The organism is Streptomyces odontotermitis (assembly GCF_050510915.1).
Classification (GTDB): Bacteria; Actinomycetota; Actinomycetes; order Streptomycetales; family Streptomycetaceae; genus Streptomyces.
The window spans coordinates 512,471-526,669 of the sequence record NZ_JBNJLS010000003.1; the positions used below are offsets into that span (position 1 = coordinate 512,471).

The following is a 14,199-nucleotide window of genomic DNA, read 5'->3' on the forward strand; positions in this document are numbered from 1 at the left end:
GGGGAGCAGGGGGCCTGCGTGGAGCGGGAGTTGGAGCGTCTGGCGAAGGCGGGGGCGCGGGTCCTGGTGCGCGCGCTGAGCGAGGCGGGCCCCTCCCGGTGGGCGCGGGCCAAGTATGAGTTCATGGAGTTCTTCCGGCAGGCGGGCGTGGCGTCGGGGTACGAGGCCAGCCTGGACCTGAACCGGAGGGAGGCGCGGCTGGAACCGGCGGGCGGGGAGTCGCTGACCCCGCTCCGGATGCACTGGGAGCGGGAACTCACCGCCGGTCTGGCGCGCAACGCACGCAGCGCGGAGAAGCTGCGCTCGATCGTGGCCGAGTTCGGGCCGCGCCCGGAGTCCGGAATCAAGGTGGTCCCCTGTGCGGACTGCGGCGCCCTCAACTGGTCGGGCAGCCCCCGGTGCGAGGTGTGCGGGACGGGCCTCCCCCGAGAGGCGGCGGCCAAGCCCCGACGGCCCTCCGCCGTACACAACGCGATCAACGACACCACGATCGAGGGCCCGGTGATCCAGTCGGGCACCATCGGCGAGGTCACCGTCCAGCCGCCCCGGGTCCAGGGCGACCACATCGACTTCAGCAACGGCGACTTCAAGGGCGCCGGTCCCGTCATCGGCGTCCAGAACAACTACGGCACCCGGCCGGACCCCAACACCCCGGCGATGGCCGACAGTTGGCCCACCCGCACCCAGCTCCGCCGCCTCGCGCTCGGCGTCCACCCCGCCCGCAGGTCCGCCGACACCCCCGGACTCCCGCCCTACATCGCACGGGACTGCGACGGCGAACTGACCGACCTCGTCAGGGAGGCTACGGTCCACGGCGGCCTCGTCGTCGTCACGGGCGAGCCCATGTCCGGCAAGACGTCCACGGCCTGGGCCGCGCTGCGGGCGGGCGTGGCCGAGGACGCCCGCGTCTTCGTCGCCCAGCCCGGCACCGACCTGCACGACCTCCCCGCCCAACTCCGCGGCCGCGACCGCACGAAGACGCACGTGGTGTGGCTCGACGACCTCGCGGTCCACCTCGACGAAAAGGGCCGCACCGCCGGGCTCCTGGCCCAGCTCACCGGTGACCGGGTGCTCGTCCTCGCGACGATGCGCGACGAGGCGTACGACGCGCACCGCTTCACCTTCGACGGGCACCCGGCGGCCCGCGTCCTGCGGGTCGCCCGGACCGTGGAGGTTCCGGCCCGCTGGAGCGAGGCCGAGCTGGCACGCCTCGCCGAGGCGGACGACGCGCGCCTCGCGGACGCCGTCCGCTGGCGCGGCGACCGCAGCGTCCCCGAATTCCTGGCCCTCGGACCGGAGTTGTGGGACGAGTGGCGCCGCGCCCGCCGCGCGAGCGGCAACCCCCTCGGCCACCTCCTGGTCCGCGCCGCGATCGACCTGGCCCGCTGCGGGCTGCCCCGGGGCGTGGACCGGGAACTCCTGAAGGTCGTCTGCGAGGCGTACGAGGAACACGAGCAGTACCAGGCGCACGGCGGCGGCACGGACTTCGACGCCGCGCTCGCCTGGGCCACGGCGCCCCGGCACGGCGGGCCCGGACTCCTCGTGCCCGGCGAGTGGGACGACACCTGGCGGGCCTGCGGATCCCTGATCGCGGACGCGGCCCGCGCACCCGCCGAGACGGGCCCCGTGCCGGACGGTTTCTGGGTCCGCGTCCACGAGGAGCTCGACGTCCACGACCCGCGTGAGCTGGCCGACTTCGTGACCTCGTTCCAGCAGATGCTCGTGCCGCGCGCGGCGACGGGCGACGCCTTCGCCATGGCCTGGCTCGGCGCCCTGGCCGAGTACGCGGGCGACACGGAGACCGCCGAGGGCTGGTACGGCAAGGCCGCCCACCTCGGCCACACCAAGGCCGCCGCCTCCCTGGGGCGGCTCCTCGCCCGGCGCGGCGCCGAGGCGGAGGCGATCCCGCACCTGGAGGCGGCGGCCGAGGCGGGGGAGCCCGGCGTCCTGACCCTCCTCGGCCGCCTCCACCAGATGCGAGCCGTCCACTACTTCCGCCGAGCGGAGGCGGCGGGCGGCGACGCCGACGCGACGGCCCGCCTCAAAGGCCCCCTCGTGCCACTCCCGATGCCCCCTCGGCGGCGCCCTGACTCTTAGTACCTTTGGCCCAGGGCGAGTTGAGGCCGGGGACGGGGGAGCGATGGACGCGGAGTTGGCGGCGCTGGCGGCTGCGGGCGGCTCGGCGCTGGTGCGGGCGGCGGCGACGGACGGGTGGGCGACCGTACGGGACCGGGTGGCGGAGCTCTTCGGGCGGGACCAGGAATTGCGGGAAGCGGAAGCGCGGGTACTCGACGAGTCCCGGGAAGCGCTGCTCGCCCCGGACGGCACCCGCCCGCGCGGCGACGCCGAGGATGAGCTGACCGGCGAGCTGCGCCGTCTCCTCATCCAGAACCCGCGGGCCGCCGCCGAACTCCGGCGCATCATCGAGGAGTTCGCGTCGGCGGACACGAGACCGCAGTCCGTCGAGGTCGCCAACACCGTCTCCGGCGGTGTCTTCCACGGCGCCGTCGTCCAGGCGCACGCCATCGACGGGCTCACCATCCACCCGCCGGCCGAGGGCCACCACGTCGCCTTCAGCGGCAACGAGTTCAAGGGCTCCGGCCCCGTCATCGGCGTCCAGAACAACTACGGCCCCCAGCCGGACACCCACTCCGCCGACGGCTGGCCCCGCGTCGACGAACTGCGGCGCCTCTCCTTCGGCGTCCGCCCCACGAGCCGCTTCGCGGACGAGCCCGCCCTGCCGCCGTACGTCCCCCGGGACTGCGACGACACCCTCGGCGCCCTGGTGGCGCACGGTCTGCGCGAGGGCGGCCTCGTCGTGCTCATCGGCGAGCCGCTGTCCGGCAAGACGATGACGGCGGCCTGGGCGGCGCTCCACCCCGCGACCGGCCCCGGCACCCGCATCCACCGCCCCGACCCCGGCACGGACCTGCGCGACCTCCCCGCCCGACTGCGCGGCGGCACGGGCCACTACATCGTCTGGCTCGACGACCTGGAGGGCCACCTGGGCGAGCACGGGCTCACGGCGGGGCTGCTCGCCCAGCTCACCCAGGAGCGCGCGCTCGTCCTCGCGACGATGCGCGACGAGGCGTACGCGCGCCACCGCTTCGGCGGCGACAGCTCCCAGCGCGTCCTCGCCGGCGCCCGCACCCTCCACCTCGGCTGCGACTGGAGTCCGGCGGAGCTCGACCGGCTCGCGGACCACGCCGACGACCCGCGCCTGGCCGCGGCCGGGAAGCGGCGCGGCAGCACGGGAGTCACCGAATTCCTCGCCGTGGGACCGGAGTTGTGGGAGGAGTGGCGGCACGCGGGCCGCCGGGGCAGCGCGCACACGTGCGGCCACTTCCTGGTCCGGGCCGCGATCGACCTGGCGCGGTGCGGGGTCGAGGACGACATCCCGCTGGAGCTCCTGCTCGACATCCAGGGCCGGCACCCGGAGTACAAGGAGTACGCGGCCTCCGGCGCCGGGCAGGAGACGCCGGCGGACGCCCTCGCCTGGGCCACGGCGCCCCGGCACGGCGTGACCGGGCTCCTCGTGCCCGGGAGCGCGGACGACACGTACCGGGCGTACGGCTCCCTCGTCGCGGACGGCGCCCGCTCCGGGGAACTGCCGCCGCTCCTCGACGTGGTGTGGGTCCGCGCCGTCCTGGGCGCGAAGAAGTACGGGTTCGCCACTCTCCCGGCCGTGACCGCGGGGTACCGGGCCGCCTTCCTGCCGCGCGCGGAGGGCGGTGAGACCCAGGCGCAGTGCATGCTCGGGTTCTTCGCGGAGGACGCGGGCGACACGGAGGAGGCGGAGACCTGGCACCGCAGGGCGGCCGACCGCGGCCACGTCGACTCCTGTGTCCAGCTGGGGAACCTCCTCGCCGGACGCGGCGCCGGAGCGGAGGCGATCCCCTACCTGGAGACAGCCGCCGAGGCGGGGAAGCGGGAGGTGCTGCCCCTCCTCGGCCGCCTCCTCCAGGAGCGCGCCGTCCACTACCTCCGCCGCGCGGAGTCCCACGGCGACGCGGCGTCGGCGGCCCGCCTCGAAGGGCCCCTCGTGCCGCCGGACGACCCGTCGGTGGCGCCCTGACCCTTAGTACCGTTGCCCCTGGGCGAGTTGACGCTGGGGATGGGTGATCGATGGACGCGGAGTTGGCGGCGCTGGCGGCTGCGGGTGGCTCGGCGCTGGTGCGGGCGGCGGCGACGGATGCGTGGGTGACCCTACGGGACCGGGTGGCGGAGCTCTTCGGGCGCAACCAGGAACTCGAAGGGGTACTCGACCAGTCCCGGGAGGCCCTGCTCGCTCCGGAGGACAGCCACGCGCGGTACGCCGAGGGCGAGTTGACCGGCGAGCTGCGCCGCCTCCTCGCCGACAACCCGGCCGCCGCCGACGAACTCCGCGCCCTGGTCAAGGAGTTCGAGCCCTCGGCGGACCGCGACGGGGCGATGCCGGAGGCTGCCCCGGCCACCTCACCCACGCCGCAGGAGCGACCGGCGCCGCGCGTCTCCCGCGACCACGTCGACTTCAGCAAGGGCACCTTCCACGGCTCGGTCATCGGCGCCCAGCACATCTACGGCTCCCGGGGCGGCGGCGCGCACGCCCCCGACTGGCGCCCCGCCCAGGAGCTCGGCCCCGCCGAGATCGGCGTCCGCCCCACCCGCCGGGCCCCCGGCTTCCCGGACATCCCGCCCTACGCCGCCCGCGACATCGACCCCGAGCTCGCCGCCGCCCTCGACGGCGGCGGCTTCGTCCTGCTCCTCGGCAAGCCCTGCTCCGGCACCTCGTACACGGCCTGGAACGCCCTGCGTGCCCTGGACGGCCACCAGGTCTACGCCCCCGAGCGCGGCGCCGACCTGCGTGCGCTGCTCGGCCCGGTCAAGGAGAACCCGGGGCAGTACGTCCTGTGGCTCGACGACATCGAGGGGCATCTCGGTGAACGGGGCCTGGAACCAAGCCTGTTGGAGCGATTCAAGGTGCTCGGCGTGCGCGTCCTCGCCACGATGGACCCCGACACCTATTACGAGCGCAGGACCGGGTCGAGCCCCGGCGACCGGGCCATCGCGCATGCGCGGACCGTCGAACTGCCGGGGCGGTGGACCGAGGCGGAGTTCGCGCGGCTGGCCGAGCACATCGAGGACCCACGGTCGTACGAGGCATACCTCTGGTCCGAGAGCGGCAACCCACCGGCCCACCTGGCCCTCGGCCACCTCCTGCACGAGGAGTGGCAGCGCCTCAGCGCCCGGGAGGCCGCCCCGGCGGGCGTCGCGGGCATCGCGGTCGTACGGGCAGCCCTGGACGTGGCGCGCTGTGGGTACGCGGGGGCGGTGCCGCTGGAACTGCTCGTGGGCCTCGGGGCGCCGGGCGAGACGGAGTGGGCGGGGAAGGAGCGGTGCGGGTACGCCGGGTTTCTGGTGCCGGGGGAGAAGCCGGCGACGTGGCGGGCTCATGAGGCGCTGGTGGCGGGGGAGTTGAGGGCGGGGGAGCCGGTCGCGGACGAGCTGCGGTGGGACGTGTACAACGAGACCGCCAGCGGCTCCCCGGAGGAGCGTGCGGTGCTCGACGGGCTGATTGCGGTGCTGCGCGCTCGCGCGCGGGCCGGGGACAGGGATGCCGCGTACGACCTGACCCACGTGCTCCTTGACGGGGACGAGAACGAATCGTGGCTGCGTGCGGCCGCCGACCGGGGGCACGCGGACGCGATGGACGACTTCGCCGCGGTGCTCCAGAAGCAGGGGAAGGCGGACGAGGCCCTCACCTACTTGGAGCGCTCCACCGCGAACGGCAGCGCGTGGGCGGCCGCCAGGCTCGCCCGCCACTACCGCACCCGCGCCGAGGAGATCCTCACGCCGACCGCCGCGGAGCGACGTGGCAACGCGGTGGCCCTCGGTGACCTCATCGCCGGTACCCCGGGCCGCGAAGCCGAGGCTCTGCGGCACTACCTCACGGCATGGCGCAGCGGCGGCGGCGGAGTCGCCGCCCTGCGCATCGCCGACTTCCTCCGCGACCACGGCCGCCCCGACGAGGCCGAAGCCTGGTACCGCCACGCGGCCGAGGCGGGGGGCACCCTCGCTGCCCACAGCCTCGGCCTGCTCCTCGCCGCCACACGCGGCCTCGACCCCGAGGTCGAACAGCTCCTCACCCGGGCCGCCGACGCCGGTCATGCCCCTGCCGCCACCGCCCTCGGCGTCCTCAAGGCGGGGCAGGGAGACATCAAGGCCGCGCGCGCCCTCTACAAGAAGGGAGACGCAGGCGGCGATCCCGAAGCCGCCTATCGGATGGGCTGCCTCATGAAGAACCCCGCGATCCGCAAGGAGTGGCTCCAGCGAGCCGCCACCCGCGGCCACTACCAGGCAGGCAAGGACATCGGCGCGTTCGAGCCGCCCCCTGCTCCGGATACGGTCGAGGAGTGACCGACAGCTCTACCCCGACGCCCCGAACACCCGCGACGCCCGAGAACCCGGAGTCCCCCGGCACCCCGGAACTCTTCACCTGGGAATTCGCCACCAACCCCTACCCCGCCTACGCCTGGCTCCGCACCCACGCCCCCGTACACAAGGCGACCCTCCCCAGCGGCGTCGAGGCATGGCTGGTCACCCGGTACGCGGACGCGAAGCAGGCCCTCGCCGACCAGCGGCTCTCCAAGAACCCGGACCACCACGCCGAGCCCTCGCACGCCAAGGGCAAGACCGGCATCCCGGGGGAGCGCAAGGCCGAGCTGATGACGCACCTGCTCAACATCGACCCGCCGGACCACACCCGGCTGCGCCGCCTCGTCTCGAAGGCGTTCACCCCGCGCCGCGTGGCCGAATTCGCTCCGCGCGTGCAGGAGTTGACCGACCAGCTCATCGACCGGTTCGCGGCCGAGGGCGAGGCCGACCTCATCCACGACTTCGCGTTCCCGCTCCCCATCTACGCCATCTGCGACCTGCTCGGCGTCCCGCGCGAGGACCAGGACGACTTCCGGGACTGGGCGGGAATGATGATCCGGCACGGGGGCGGGCCGCGGGGCGGGGTCGCGCGGTCGGTCAAGAAGATGCGGGGCTATCTCGCCGAACTCATCCACCGCAAACGCGCCACGCTCCCCGCCGAGCCGACACCCGGCGAGGACCTGATCTCCGGTCTCATCCGGGCCTCCGACCACGGCGAGCACCTCACCGAGAACGAGGCCGCCGCGATGGCCTTCATCCTCCTGTTCGCCGGGTTCGAGACGACCGTGAATCTCATCGGCAACGGCACGTATGCCCTGCTCACCCACCCCGAGCAGCGCGCCCTCCTGCAGTCCTCCCTCGACCGGGGCGACACCGCGCTGCTCGAGACCGGCATCGAGGAACTCCTGCGCTACGACGGCCCGGTGGAGCTCGCCACCTGGCGGTTCGCCACCGAGCCCGTGACCATCGGCGGCCAGGGCATCGCCGTCGGCGACCCCGTCCTCGTCGTGCTCGCCGCCGCCGACCGGGACCCGGAGCGCTTCGAAGGGCCCGACACCCTCGACCTCGCGCGCACCGACAACCAGCACCTCGGGTACGGGCACGGCATCCACTACTGCCTCGGCGCGCCCCTCGCCCGGCTGGAGGGACAGCGGGCGCTCGCCACCCTGCTCACGCGCCTGCCCGACCTGCGGCTCGCGGCGGAACCTGCCGATTTGCGCTGGCGCGGCGGGCTCATCATGCGCGGACTGCGCACGCTGCCGGTGAAGTTCACGCCCCCGGAGAACTCGGCCGGAAGCGACGGAAGCTGACGTTCCGTCAGGGCTGTGACTTTCACGTGATCTCCGCTGCATCGACTTGTGACAAGCGTTCGAGTCCCGCTACGTTCACCAGTCATCGCGGCACCACCCGCGACCGTGGCGTCCCGCGTCACGGCAGCCACGGAAAGGCACGCGCATGCTCTCCGGGAACGGTCGTCACCGTCGCCCCCGTCAGGCCCCTGCTCTCGTCGTCGCGGCGGGGGTCGCCGGATCTGCCATCGCCATCCCGCTGCTCGGCGCCACCAGCGCGAGCGCCGCGGACGCCGCGACCTGGGACCGGCTCGCGGAGTGCGAGAGCGGTGCCTCCTGGAGCGCCAACGAGGGCAACGGCTATTACGGCGGGCTGCAGTTCTCGCAGGAGGTCTGGGAGAACTACGGCGGTCTCGACTACGCGCCGAGCGCCGACCAGGCCAGCCGCTCCCAGCAGATCGCCGTCGGCGAGAAGGTGCTGGAGGACCAGGGCCCCGACGCCTGGCCGAGCTGCTCCGCGGTGGCCGGACTCACCCAGGACGGCACCGCCCCGGACGTCGACCCGGGCGCTCCCACTCCGGAGCCCACCGACTCCTCCGGCCCGTCTGACGCCCCGTCCGACCCCTCTTCGGAGGCCCCCGGCGACGGCGGCAGCGGTAGCGACAGCGGCAGCGACGGTGGCGACACGCCCGGAACCGGCGGTCCCTCCCGAGACAAGAATCACGACGAGCCGGGCAACACGGACGAGACGTCCAAGCCGTCCGACGACGCCTCGAAGCCCTCCGAGGGCTCCGCCGAGCCGTCCGACGGTGCCTCCGAGCCCTCGGACGACGGTGCCGAGCCGTCCCCGTCCAAGCCCTCCGGCAGCGGCAGCGGCAGCGAGGACCCGGACAAGTCCGGCCAGGACGGGCCCACTTCCCCCGGCGGCGACCAGGCCACTCCCGCGCCCGACCCGTCCGACTCCGCACCCTCCAGTGGTGGCCGCCACCGCGGCGGCCACGCCGACGAGGGGGCCCACGACGGCGCCAAGGACCGCTCGGGGCGCCACGCCTCCCGCGGGCAGTCGCGTGACAAGGACGCGGCCGACGGCACCTACACGGTCCGCCCCGGGGACAGCCTCTCGGCGATCGCCGACGACCTTGACGTGCACGGCGGATGGCCCGCTCTCTACGACGGCAACAAGAAGGCCGTCGGAGCCGACCCGGACCTCATCCTTCCCGGTCAGCGCCTCGATCTGGGCGAAAAGTAAGGGAAGTTGACGGTAGGCACCCGGCCTCCTTATTCGTAAATGTCCGGTTTGGCGCGAGTGAGAGATGGGTCTCAGAAGCCCTGATCGTCTTTGAAATTCCGGGGATCGCGTGCCTACGGTCATCACCGCTCGCCACTGCGGGCCCCGCCGGTCGGTACGCCGAATCCTGCCAACCGCCGGACGGGAACAGTCGTCGCGTCAAGCGCCGTAGGCAGGAGCGGGGGACCCAAGGTTTGCGCCGGGCCCACCCGGACGGCGGCTCAACACAGGAGCCGCCGGACGGGGTTGGGAACGGCTAGGGGTTAAGTCGCGCTCAAGGAAGCGCGGCCGGGCACTCACTGGCCCGAACCCGACAGCTCACCTCGCAGGCGTCGGTGAGGGGATCTAACTCATGCTGCGTTCCAGCAAGGGCAAGCACCGTCGTCCGTCCAAGGCCACCCGCGTCGTCACGCTCGCCGGCGTCACCGGCGTCGCCGCCGCCGCCCCGCTGATGGCGGCCGGCTCCGCCTCCGCCGCCACCGGCGCCGAGTGGGACGCCGTCGCCCAGTGCGAGTCCGGCGGCAACTGGTCCATCAACACCGGCAACGGCTACCAGGGCGGCCTGCAGTTCTCGCCGTCGACCTGGGCCGCCTACGGTGGCACCAAGTACGCGCCCACCGCCGACAAGGCGTCCAAGGCCCAGCAGATAGAGATCGGCGAGAAGGTCCTCGCGGGTCAGGGCAAGGGTGCCTGGCCGAGCTGTGGCGTCGGCCTCTCCAACGCCTCGTACAGCGGTGGCGGCTCCGCCGAGCAGCAGCAGCCGCAGCAGCAGGCCCCGAAGCCGCAGCCGAAGCCGCAGGCCGAGCGCACCGAGCAGGCCCCGCAGCAGCAGAAGTCGCAGGCCCAGCCGCAGCAGACCGCCCCGAAGTCCGACTCGAAGAAGACCGTCGAGACCCCGACCGGCAAGACGGTCAAGAAGGGCGACGGCGAGTACAAGGTCAAGAAGGGCGACACGCTCTCCAAGATCGCCGAGTCGCACCACGTCAAGGGCGGCTGGCAGAAGGTCTACAAGCTCAACGGCGACATCATCGACGACGCCGACTTCATCTACCCGGGCCAGCAGCTGCACCTCAGCTGAGGCTGACTGCCCCACCCCGCCCTGACCTGCCGCAGGGCACACCCCGTCCCCACGGGCTCCCCGCCCCGGTGCGCGTATCCCCCGTACGCACCGGGGCGGGGGCGTGTCCGGACCCCTGCCCGGCCCCCATGCCGATCTCCATGCCGAACCCATGCCGATCCCCATGTCGGCCCCGTGTTCGCTACTAGCGAGTAGAGAAGATGGGCTTACGCCCTGATTCCAAGGTATTTGGGCCCCTGTTCGTCCCAGGAGGCGGGCGGTCGGCTGGCCGAAGCTCCGGAGCCCGTTAGGCTCAGGAGGCGCAGGGCCAAAGCGACCCCGCGTACCGCGCGTACTCGCGTCACATCCCAGAAGGAGATGCTCGTGCCGTCCATCGACGTCGTCGTAGCCCGGGAAATCCTGGACTCCCGAGGCAACCCCACGGTCGAGGTCGAGGTCGGCCTCGACGACGGCAGCACGGGTCGTGCTGCTGTCCCGTCCGGCGCCTCCACCGGTGCCTTCGAGGCCATCGAGCTCCGTGACGGTGACCCCAACCGCTACCAGGGCAAGGGTGTCGAGAAGGCCGTCCTCGCCGTCATCGAGCAGATCGGCCCGGAGCTCGTCGGCTACGACGCCACCGAGCAGCGCCTGATCGACCAGGCCATGTTCGACCTGGACGCCACCGACAACAAGGGCTCGCTCGGCGCCAACGCCATCCTCGGCGTCTCGCTCGCCGTCGCGCACGCCGCCTCCGAGGCGTCCGACCTGCCGCTGTTCCGCTACCTCGGTGGCCCGAACGCGCACCTGCTGCCCGTCCCGATGATGAACATCCTGAACGGCGGGTCGCACGCCGACTCGAACGTCGACATCCAGGAGTTCATGATCGCCCCGATCGGCGCGGAGTCCTTCTCCGAGGCCCTGCGCTGGGGCGCCGAGGTCTACCACACCCTCAAGAAGGTCCTGAAGGACAAGGGTCTGTCGACCGGCCTGGGCGACGAGGGCGGCTTCGCCCCGAACCTGGAGTCGAACCGCGCCGCGCTCGACCTCATCCTCGAGGCCATCAAGCAGGCCGGCTACGTCCCCGGCGAGCAGATCGCGCTCGCGCTCGACGTCGCTGCGTCCGAGTTCTACAAGGACGGCAAGTACGAGTTCGAGGGCAAGTCCCGCTCGGCCGCCGAGATGACCGAGTACTACGAGGAGCTCGTCTCCGCGTACCCGCTCGTCTCCATCGAGGACCCGCTGTTCGAGGACGACTGGGCCGGCTGGAACGTCATCACCGAGAAGCTGGGCGAGAAGGTCCAGCTGGTCGGCGACGACCTGTTCGTCACCAACCCGGAGCGCCTGGCCCGCGGCATCGAGGAGAACTCGGCCAACGCCCTGCTGGTCAAGGTCAACCAGATCGGCTCGCTGACCGAGACGCTGGACGCCGTCGAGATGGCCCAGCGCAACGGCTTCAAGTGCATGATGTCCCACCGCTCCGGCGAGACCGAGGACGTCACCATCGCCGACCTGGCCGTCGCCACCAACTGCGGCCAGATCAAGACCGGCGCCCCGGCCCGCTCCGAGCGCGTCGCCAAGTACAACCAGCTCCTGCGCATCGAGGAGATCCTCGACGACGCCGCGGTGTACGCGGGTCGCTCGGCCTTCCCGCGCTTCAAGGGCTGATCCCCCGGGGCTACGCGCTAGCCCGTCGTACGTACGTCCCCGTACTCGGTCCCGTACCGTGTGCGGGGACGTCCGCACGTACAGGGGAGGCGGAAGACATGGCCGTGAAGGACCGGGACCGGTTCTCCACCGCGGCGCGGCTGCGGGTGCTCGGCGAGCAGACCGCGGCCCGCGTCTACCGCTCCCAGACCAAGCGCCAGGCCCGCCGCTCGCGGCTCACCGGCCGCGCCGCGCTCCTGGTGCTGGTGGTCTGCTCCCTGGTCGTCGCCCTCGCCTACCCGATAAGGCAGTACGTCTCGCAGCGCGCCGACATCGCGGAGCAGCGCCGCGAGCAGGCCGAGCACCGCGCGGCCGTGGAGCGGCTCCGCGACGAGAAGGCCCGCTGGCAGGACGACGCGTACGCGGAGCAGCGCATCCGGGAGCGGCTGCACTACGTGCGTCCGGGGGAGACCGGCTTCATCGTGATCGACCCCGACGCGGCGAAGCCGTCGCGCGTCGAGCAGGGCTCGTCGGACCGCCCCTGGTACTCGAACGTGTGGGACGGCGTGGACAAGGCCGACCGCACCGACGACGAGTGACCGCTCCCGTCACTCACTCCCGCTCATCCCGCTCCCTCCGCTCACCCAAGAACAGCAGACAGGCGAAAGACAGGCATGGACACCCCGCCGCCCAGCACCCCGCGCACCGAGCCCACCGACGCCGACGTCGAGGCATTCAAGCAGCAGCTCGGCCGTCCGCCGCGCGGTCTGCGGGCCATCGCGCACCGCTGCCCCTGCGGTCAGCCGGACGTCGTGGAGACGGCGCCGCGCCTCCCGGACGGCACGCCGTTCCCGACGACGTACTACCTGACGTGCCCGCGCGCGGCCTCCGCGATCGGCACGCTCGAGGCCAACGGCGTCATGAAGGAGATGTCGGAGCGGCTCAAGACGGACCCCGAGCTGGCCGCCGCCTACCGCAAGGCGCACGAGGACTACATCGCGCGCCGCGACGCCATCGAGGTCCTCGAGGGCTTCCCCAGCGCGGGCGGCATGCCGGACCGGGTGAAGTGCCTGCACGTCCTGGTGGGCCACTCGCTGGCCGCGGGTCCGGGCGTGAACCCGCTGGGCGACGAGGCCATCGCGATGCTCCCGGAGTGGTGGCGCAAGGGCGCCTGCGTGACGCTGCCCGAGGCGGCCGAGGGGGAGTCCGAGTGACCCGGGTCGCCGCCATCGACTGCGGTACGAACTCGATCCGCCTCCTCGTGGCGGACGCGGACCCCGCGACCGGTGAACTGGTCGACCTGGACCGGCGGATGACGATCGTCCGCCTCGGCCAGGGCGTCGACAAGACCGGGCGTCTCGCCCCGGAGGCGCTGGAGCGCACCTTCGCGGCCTGCCGCGAGTACGCCGCGGTCATCAAGGAGCACGGCGCGGAGAAGGTCCGCTTCGTGGCGACCTCGGCCTCCCGCGACGCCGAGAACCGCGACGACTTCGTCCGCGGGGTCCTGGACATCCTCGGCGTGGAGCCGGAGGTGATCAGCGGCGACCAGGAGGCGGAGTTCTCCTTCACGGGCGCGACGAAGGAGCTGACGGGGCGGGCGGACCTGGCCAAGCCTTACCTGGTCGTGGACATCGGCGGCGGCTCGACCGAGTTCGTGGTGGGCGAGGACACCGTCCGGGCGGCCCGTTCCGTGGACGTCGGCTGTGTCCGCATGACCGAGCGCCACCTCGTGGTCGACGGCGCCGTCACGGACCCGCCGACCGCCGCGCAGCTGGACGCGGTCCGCGCCGACATCGAGGCGGCCCTCGACCTCGCCGAGCAGTCCGTGCCCCTGCGCGAGGCCCGCACCCTGGTCGGCCTCGCGGGCTCGGTCACGACGGTCGCGGGGATCGCGCTCGGGCTCCAGGAGTACGACTGGTCGGTGATCCACCACTCCCGGATCCCGTACGAGACGGTGCGCGAGATCGCGGACCGGCTGGCCCGCTCCACGCACGCCGAGCGGTCCGCGATCCCGGTGATGCATCCGGGCCGCGTGGACGTCATCGCGGCGGGCGCCCTGGTGCTGCTCGCGATCATGGAGCGGACCGGTGCGCGCGAGGTCGTGGTGTCGGAGCACGACATCCTCGACGGCATCGGCTGGTCGATCGCCTGAGCAGGTCAGGCGGCGTCTGAGCGCCTCCACGGGGGGTCGAAAGGCCCTCCGGAGGGGGTCCGACGACGGTCTGCCCGAAACCTTCGTGAAGTTCTTCACAAGGAATTCGGCCCCGTTGGACGAAGTTCAGGCCCTTCGGACCCCCGAATGTGGCCGCACGGCCCCCGGAGTCCGTATCCGCGCCCCGTTACGGGGGTGTTGCCGGAGTGTGGACCGGGCGGTGGTCCACTCCGTGGGAGAGCCAAGAGGGGCAGCTCACAAGGGGTGAACAACGACTCGCGTTACATCGTGGTTCCCTCGCGCCGCCATGACCTCCGTCACGTGGGCGGCGAAGTGTAGCAGAGCCCCCACCCAT

Annotated in this window: 10 protein-coding genes and 1 riboswitch; all 10 genes read left to right on the forward strand. The window is 72.8% G+C overall.

The genetic code is table 11. The features are described from left to right. Positions 1 to 18 precede the first annotated feature (18 nt). The 10 genes from ACQB60_RS13050 (at position 19) to ACQB60_RS13095 (ending at position 13,844) form a co-directional block, all read left to right on the forward strand. On the forward strand, positions 19 to 2,097 hold the full coding sequence (locus tag ACQB60_RS13050) for a tetratricopeptide repeat protein (RefSeq protein ID WP_496926078.1): 2,079 nt from the start codon (positions 19 to 21) through the stop codon (positions 2,095 to 2,097). 43 nt (positions 2,098 to 2,140) lie between these two features. After that, on the forward strand, positions 2,141 to 4,075 hold the full coding sequence (locus ACQB60_RS13055; protein ID WP_496926079.1) for a tetratricopeptide repeat protein: 1,935 nt from the start codon (positions 2,141 to 2,143) through the stop codon (positions 4,073 to 4,075). A gap of 50 nt (positions 4,076 to 4,125) precedes the next feature. Further along, entirely contained in the window at positions 4,126 to 6,396 is a 2,271-nt protein-coding gene (locus tag ACQB60_RS13060) for a tetratricopeptide repeat protein (RefSeq protein WP_496926080.1), read from the forward strand. Next, positions 6,393 to 7,724 carry a cytochrome P450 family protein gene (locus ACQB60_RS13065; protein ID WP_496926081.1) on the forward strand — a complete coding sequence of 444 codons (1,332 nt, stop codon included), beginning with the start codon at positions 6,393 to 6,395 and terminating at the stop codon, positions 7,722 to 7,724. The genes ACQB60_RS13060 and ACQB60_RS13065 overlap by 4 nt, the downstream gene beginning before the upstream one ends. Positions 7,725 to 7,869: 145 nt before the next feature. Continuing rightward, entirely contained in the window at positions 7,870 to 8,952 is a 1,083-nt protein-coding gene (locus tag ACQB60_RS13070; protein WP_496926082.1) for a transglycosylase family protein, read from the forward strand. Positions 8,953 to 9,145: 193 nt separating this feature from the next. Then, a riboswitch (cyclic di-AMP (ydaO/yuaA leader) is annotated at positions 9,146 to 9,338 on the forward strand. Between the two features lie 5 nt (positions 9,339 to 9,343). After that, the gene (locus ACQB60_RS13075; RefSeq protein ID WP_496926083.1) at positions 9,344 to 10,069 is read left to right on the forward strand and encodes a transglycosylase family protein; all 726 of its coding nucleotides are present in this window, start codon (positions 9,344 to 9,346) and stop codon (positions 10,067 to 10,069) included. A gap of 363 nt (positions 10,070 to 10,432) precedes the next feature. Beyond that, entirely contained in the window at positions 10,433 to 11,713 is a 1,281-nt protein-coding gene (gene eno, locus ACQB60_RS13080; RefSeq protein WP_496926084.1) for a phosphopyruvate hydratase, read from the forward strand. Between the two features lie 98 nt (positions 11,714 to 11,811). Next, positions 11,812 to 12,291 carry an FtsB family cell division protein gene (locus ACQB60_RS13085; protein ID WP_496926085.1) on the forward strand — a complete coding sequence of 160 codons (480 nt, stop codon included), beginning with the start codon at positions 11,812 to 11,814 and terminating at the stop codon, positions 12,289 to 12,291. A gap of 75 nt (positions 12,292 to 12,366) precedes the next feature. Further along, positions 12,367 to 12,906, forward strand: coding sequence for a DUF501 domain-containing protein (locus tag ACQB60_RS13090; protein WP_496926086.1), 540 nt, complete (start codon positions 12,367 to 12,369; stop codon positions 12,904 to 12,906). Then, positions 12,903 to 13,844 (forward strand): Ppx/GppA phosphatase family protein, encoded by a 942-nt coding sequence (locus ACQB60_RS13095; protein WP_496926087.1) that lies wholly within the window; start codon positions 12,903 to 12,905, stop codon positions 13,842 to 13,844. Before ACQB60_RS13090 ends, ACQB60_RS13095 begins: the two co-directional genes overlap by 4 nt. Positions 13,845 to 14,199: the final 355 nt, after the last annotated feature.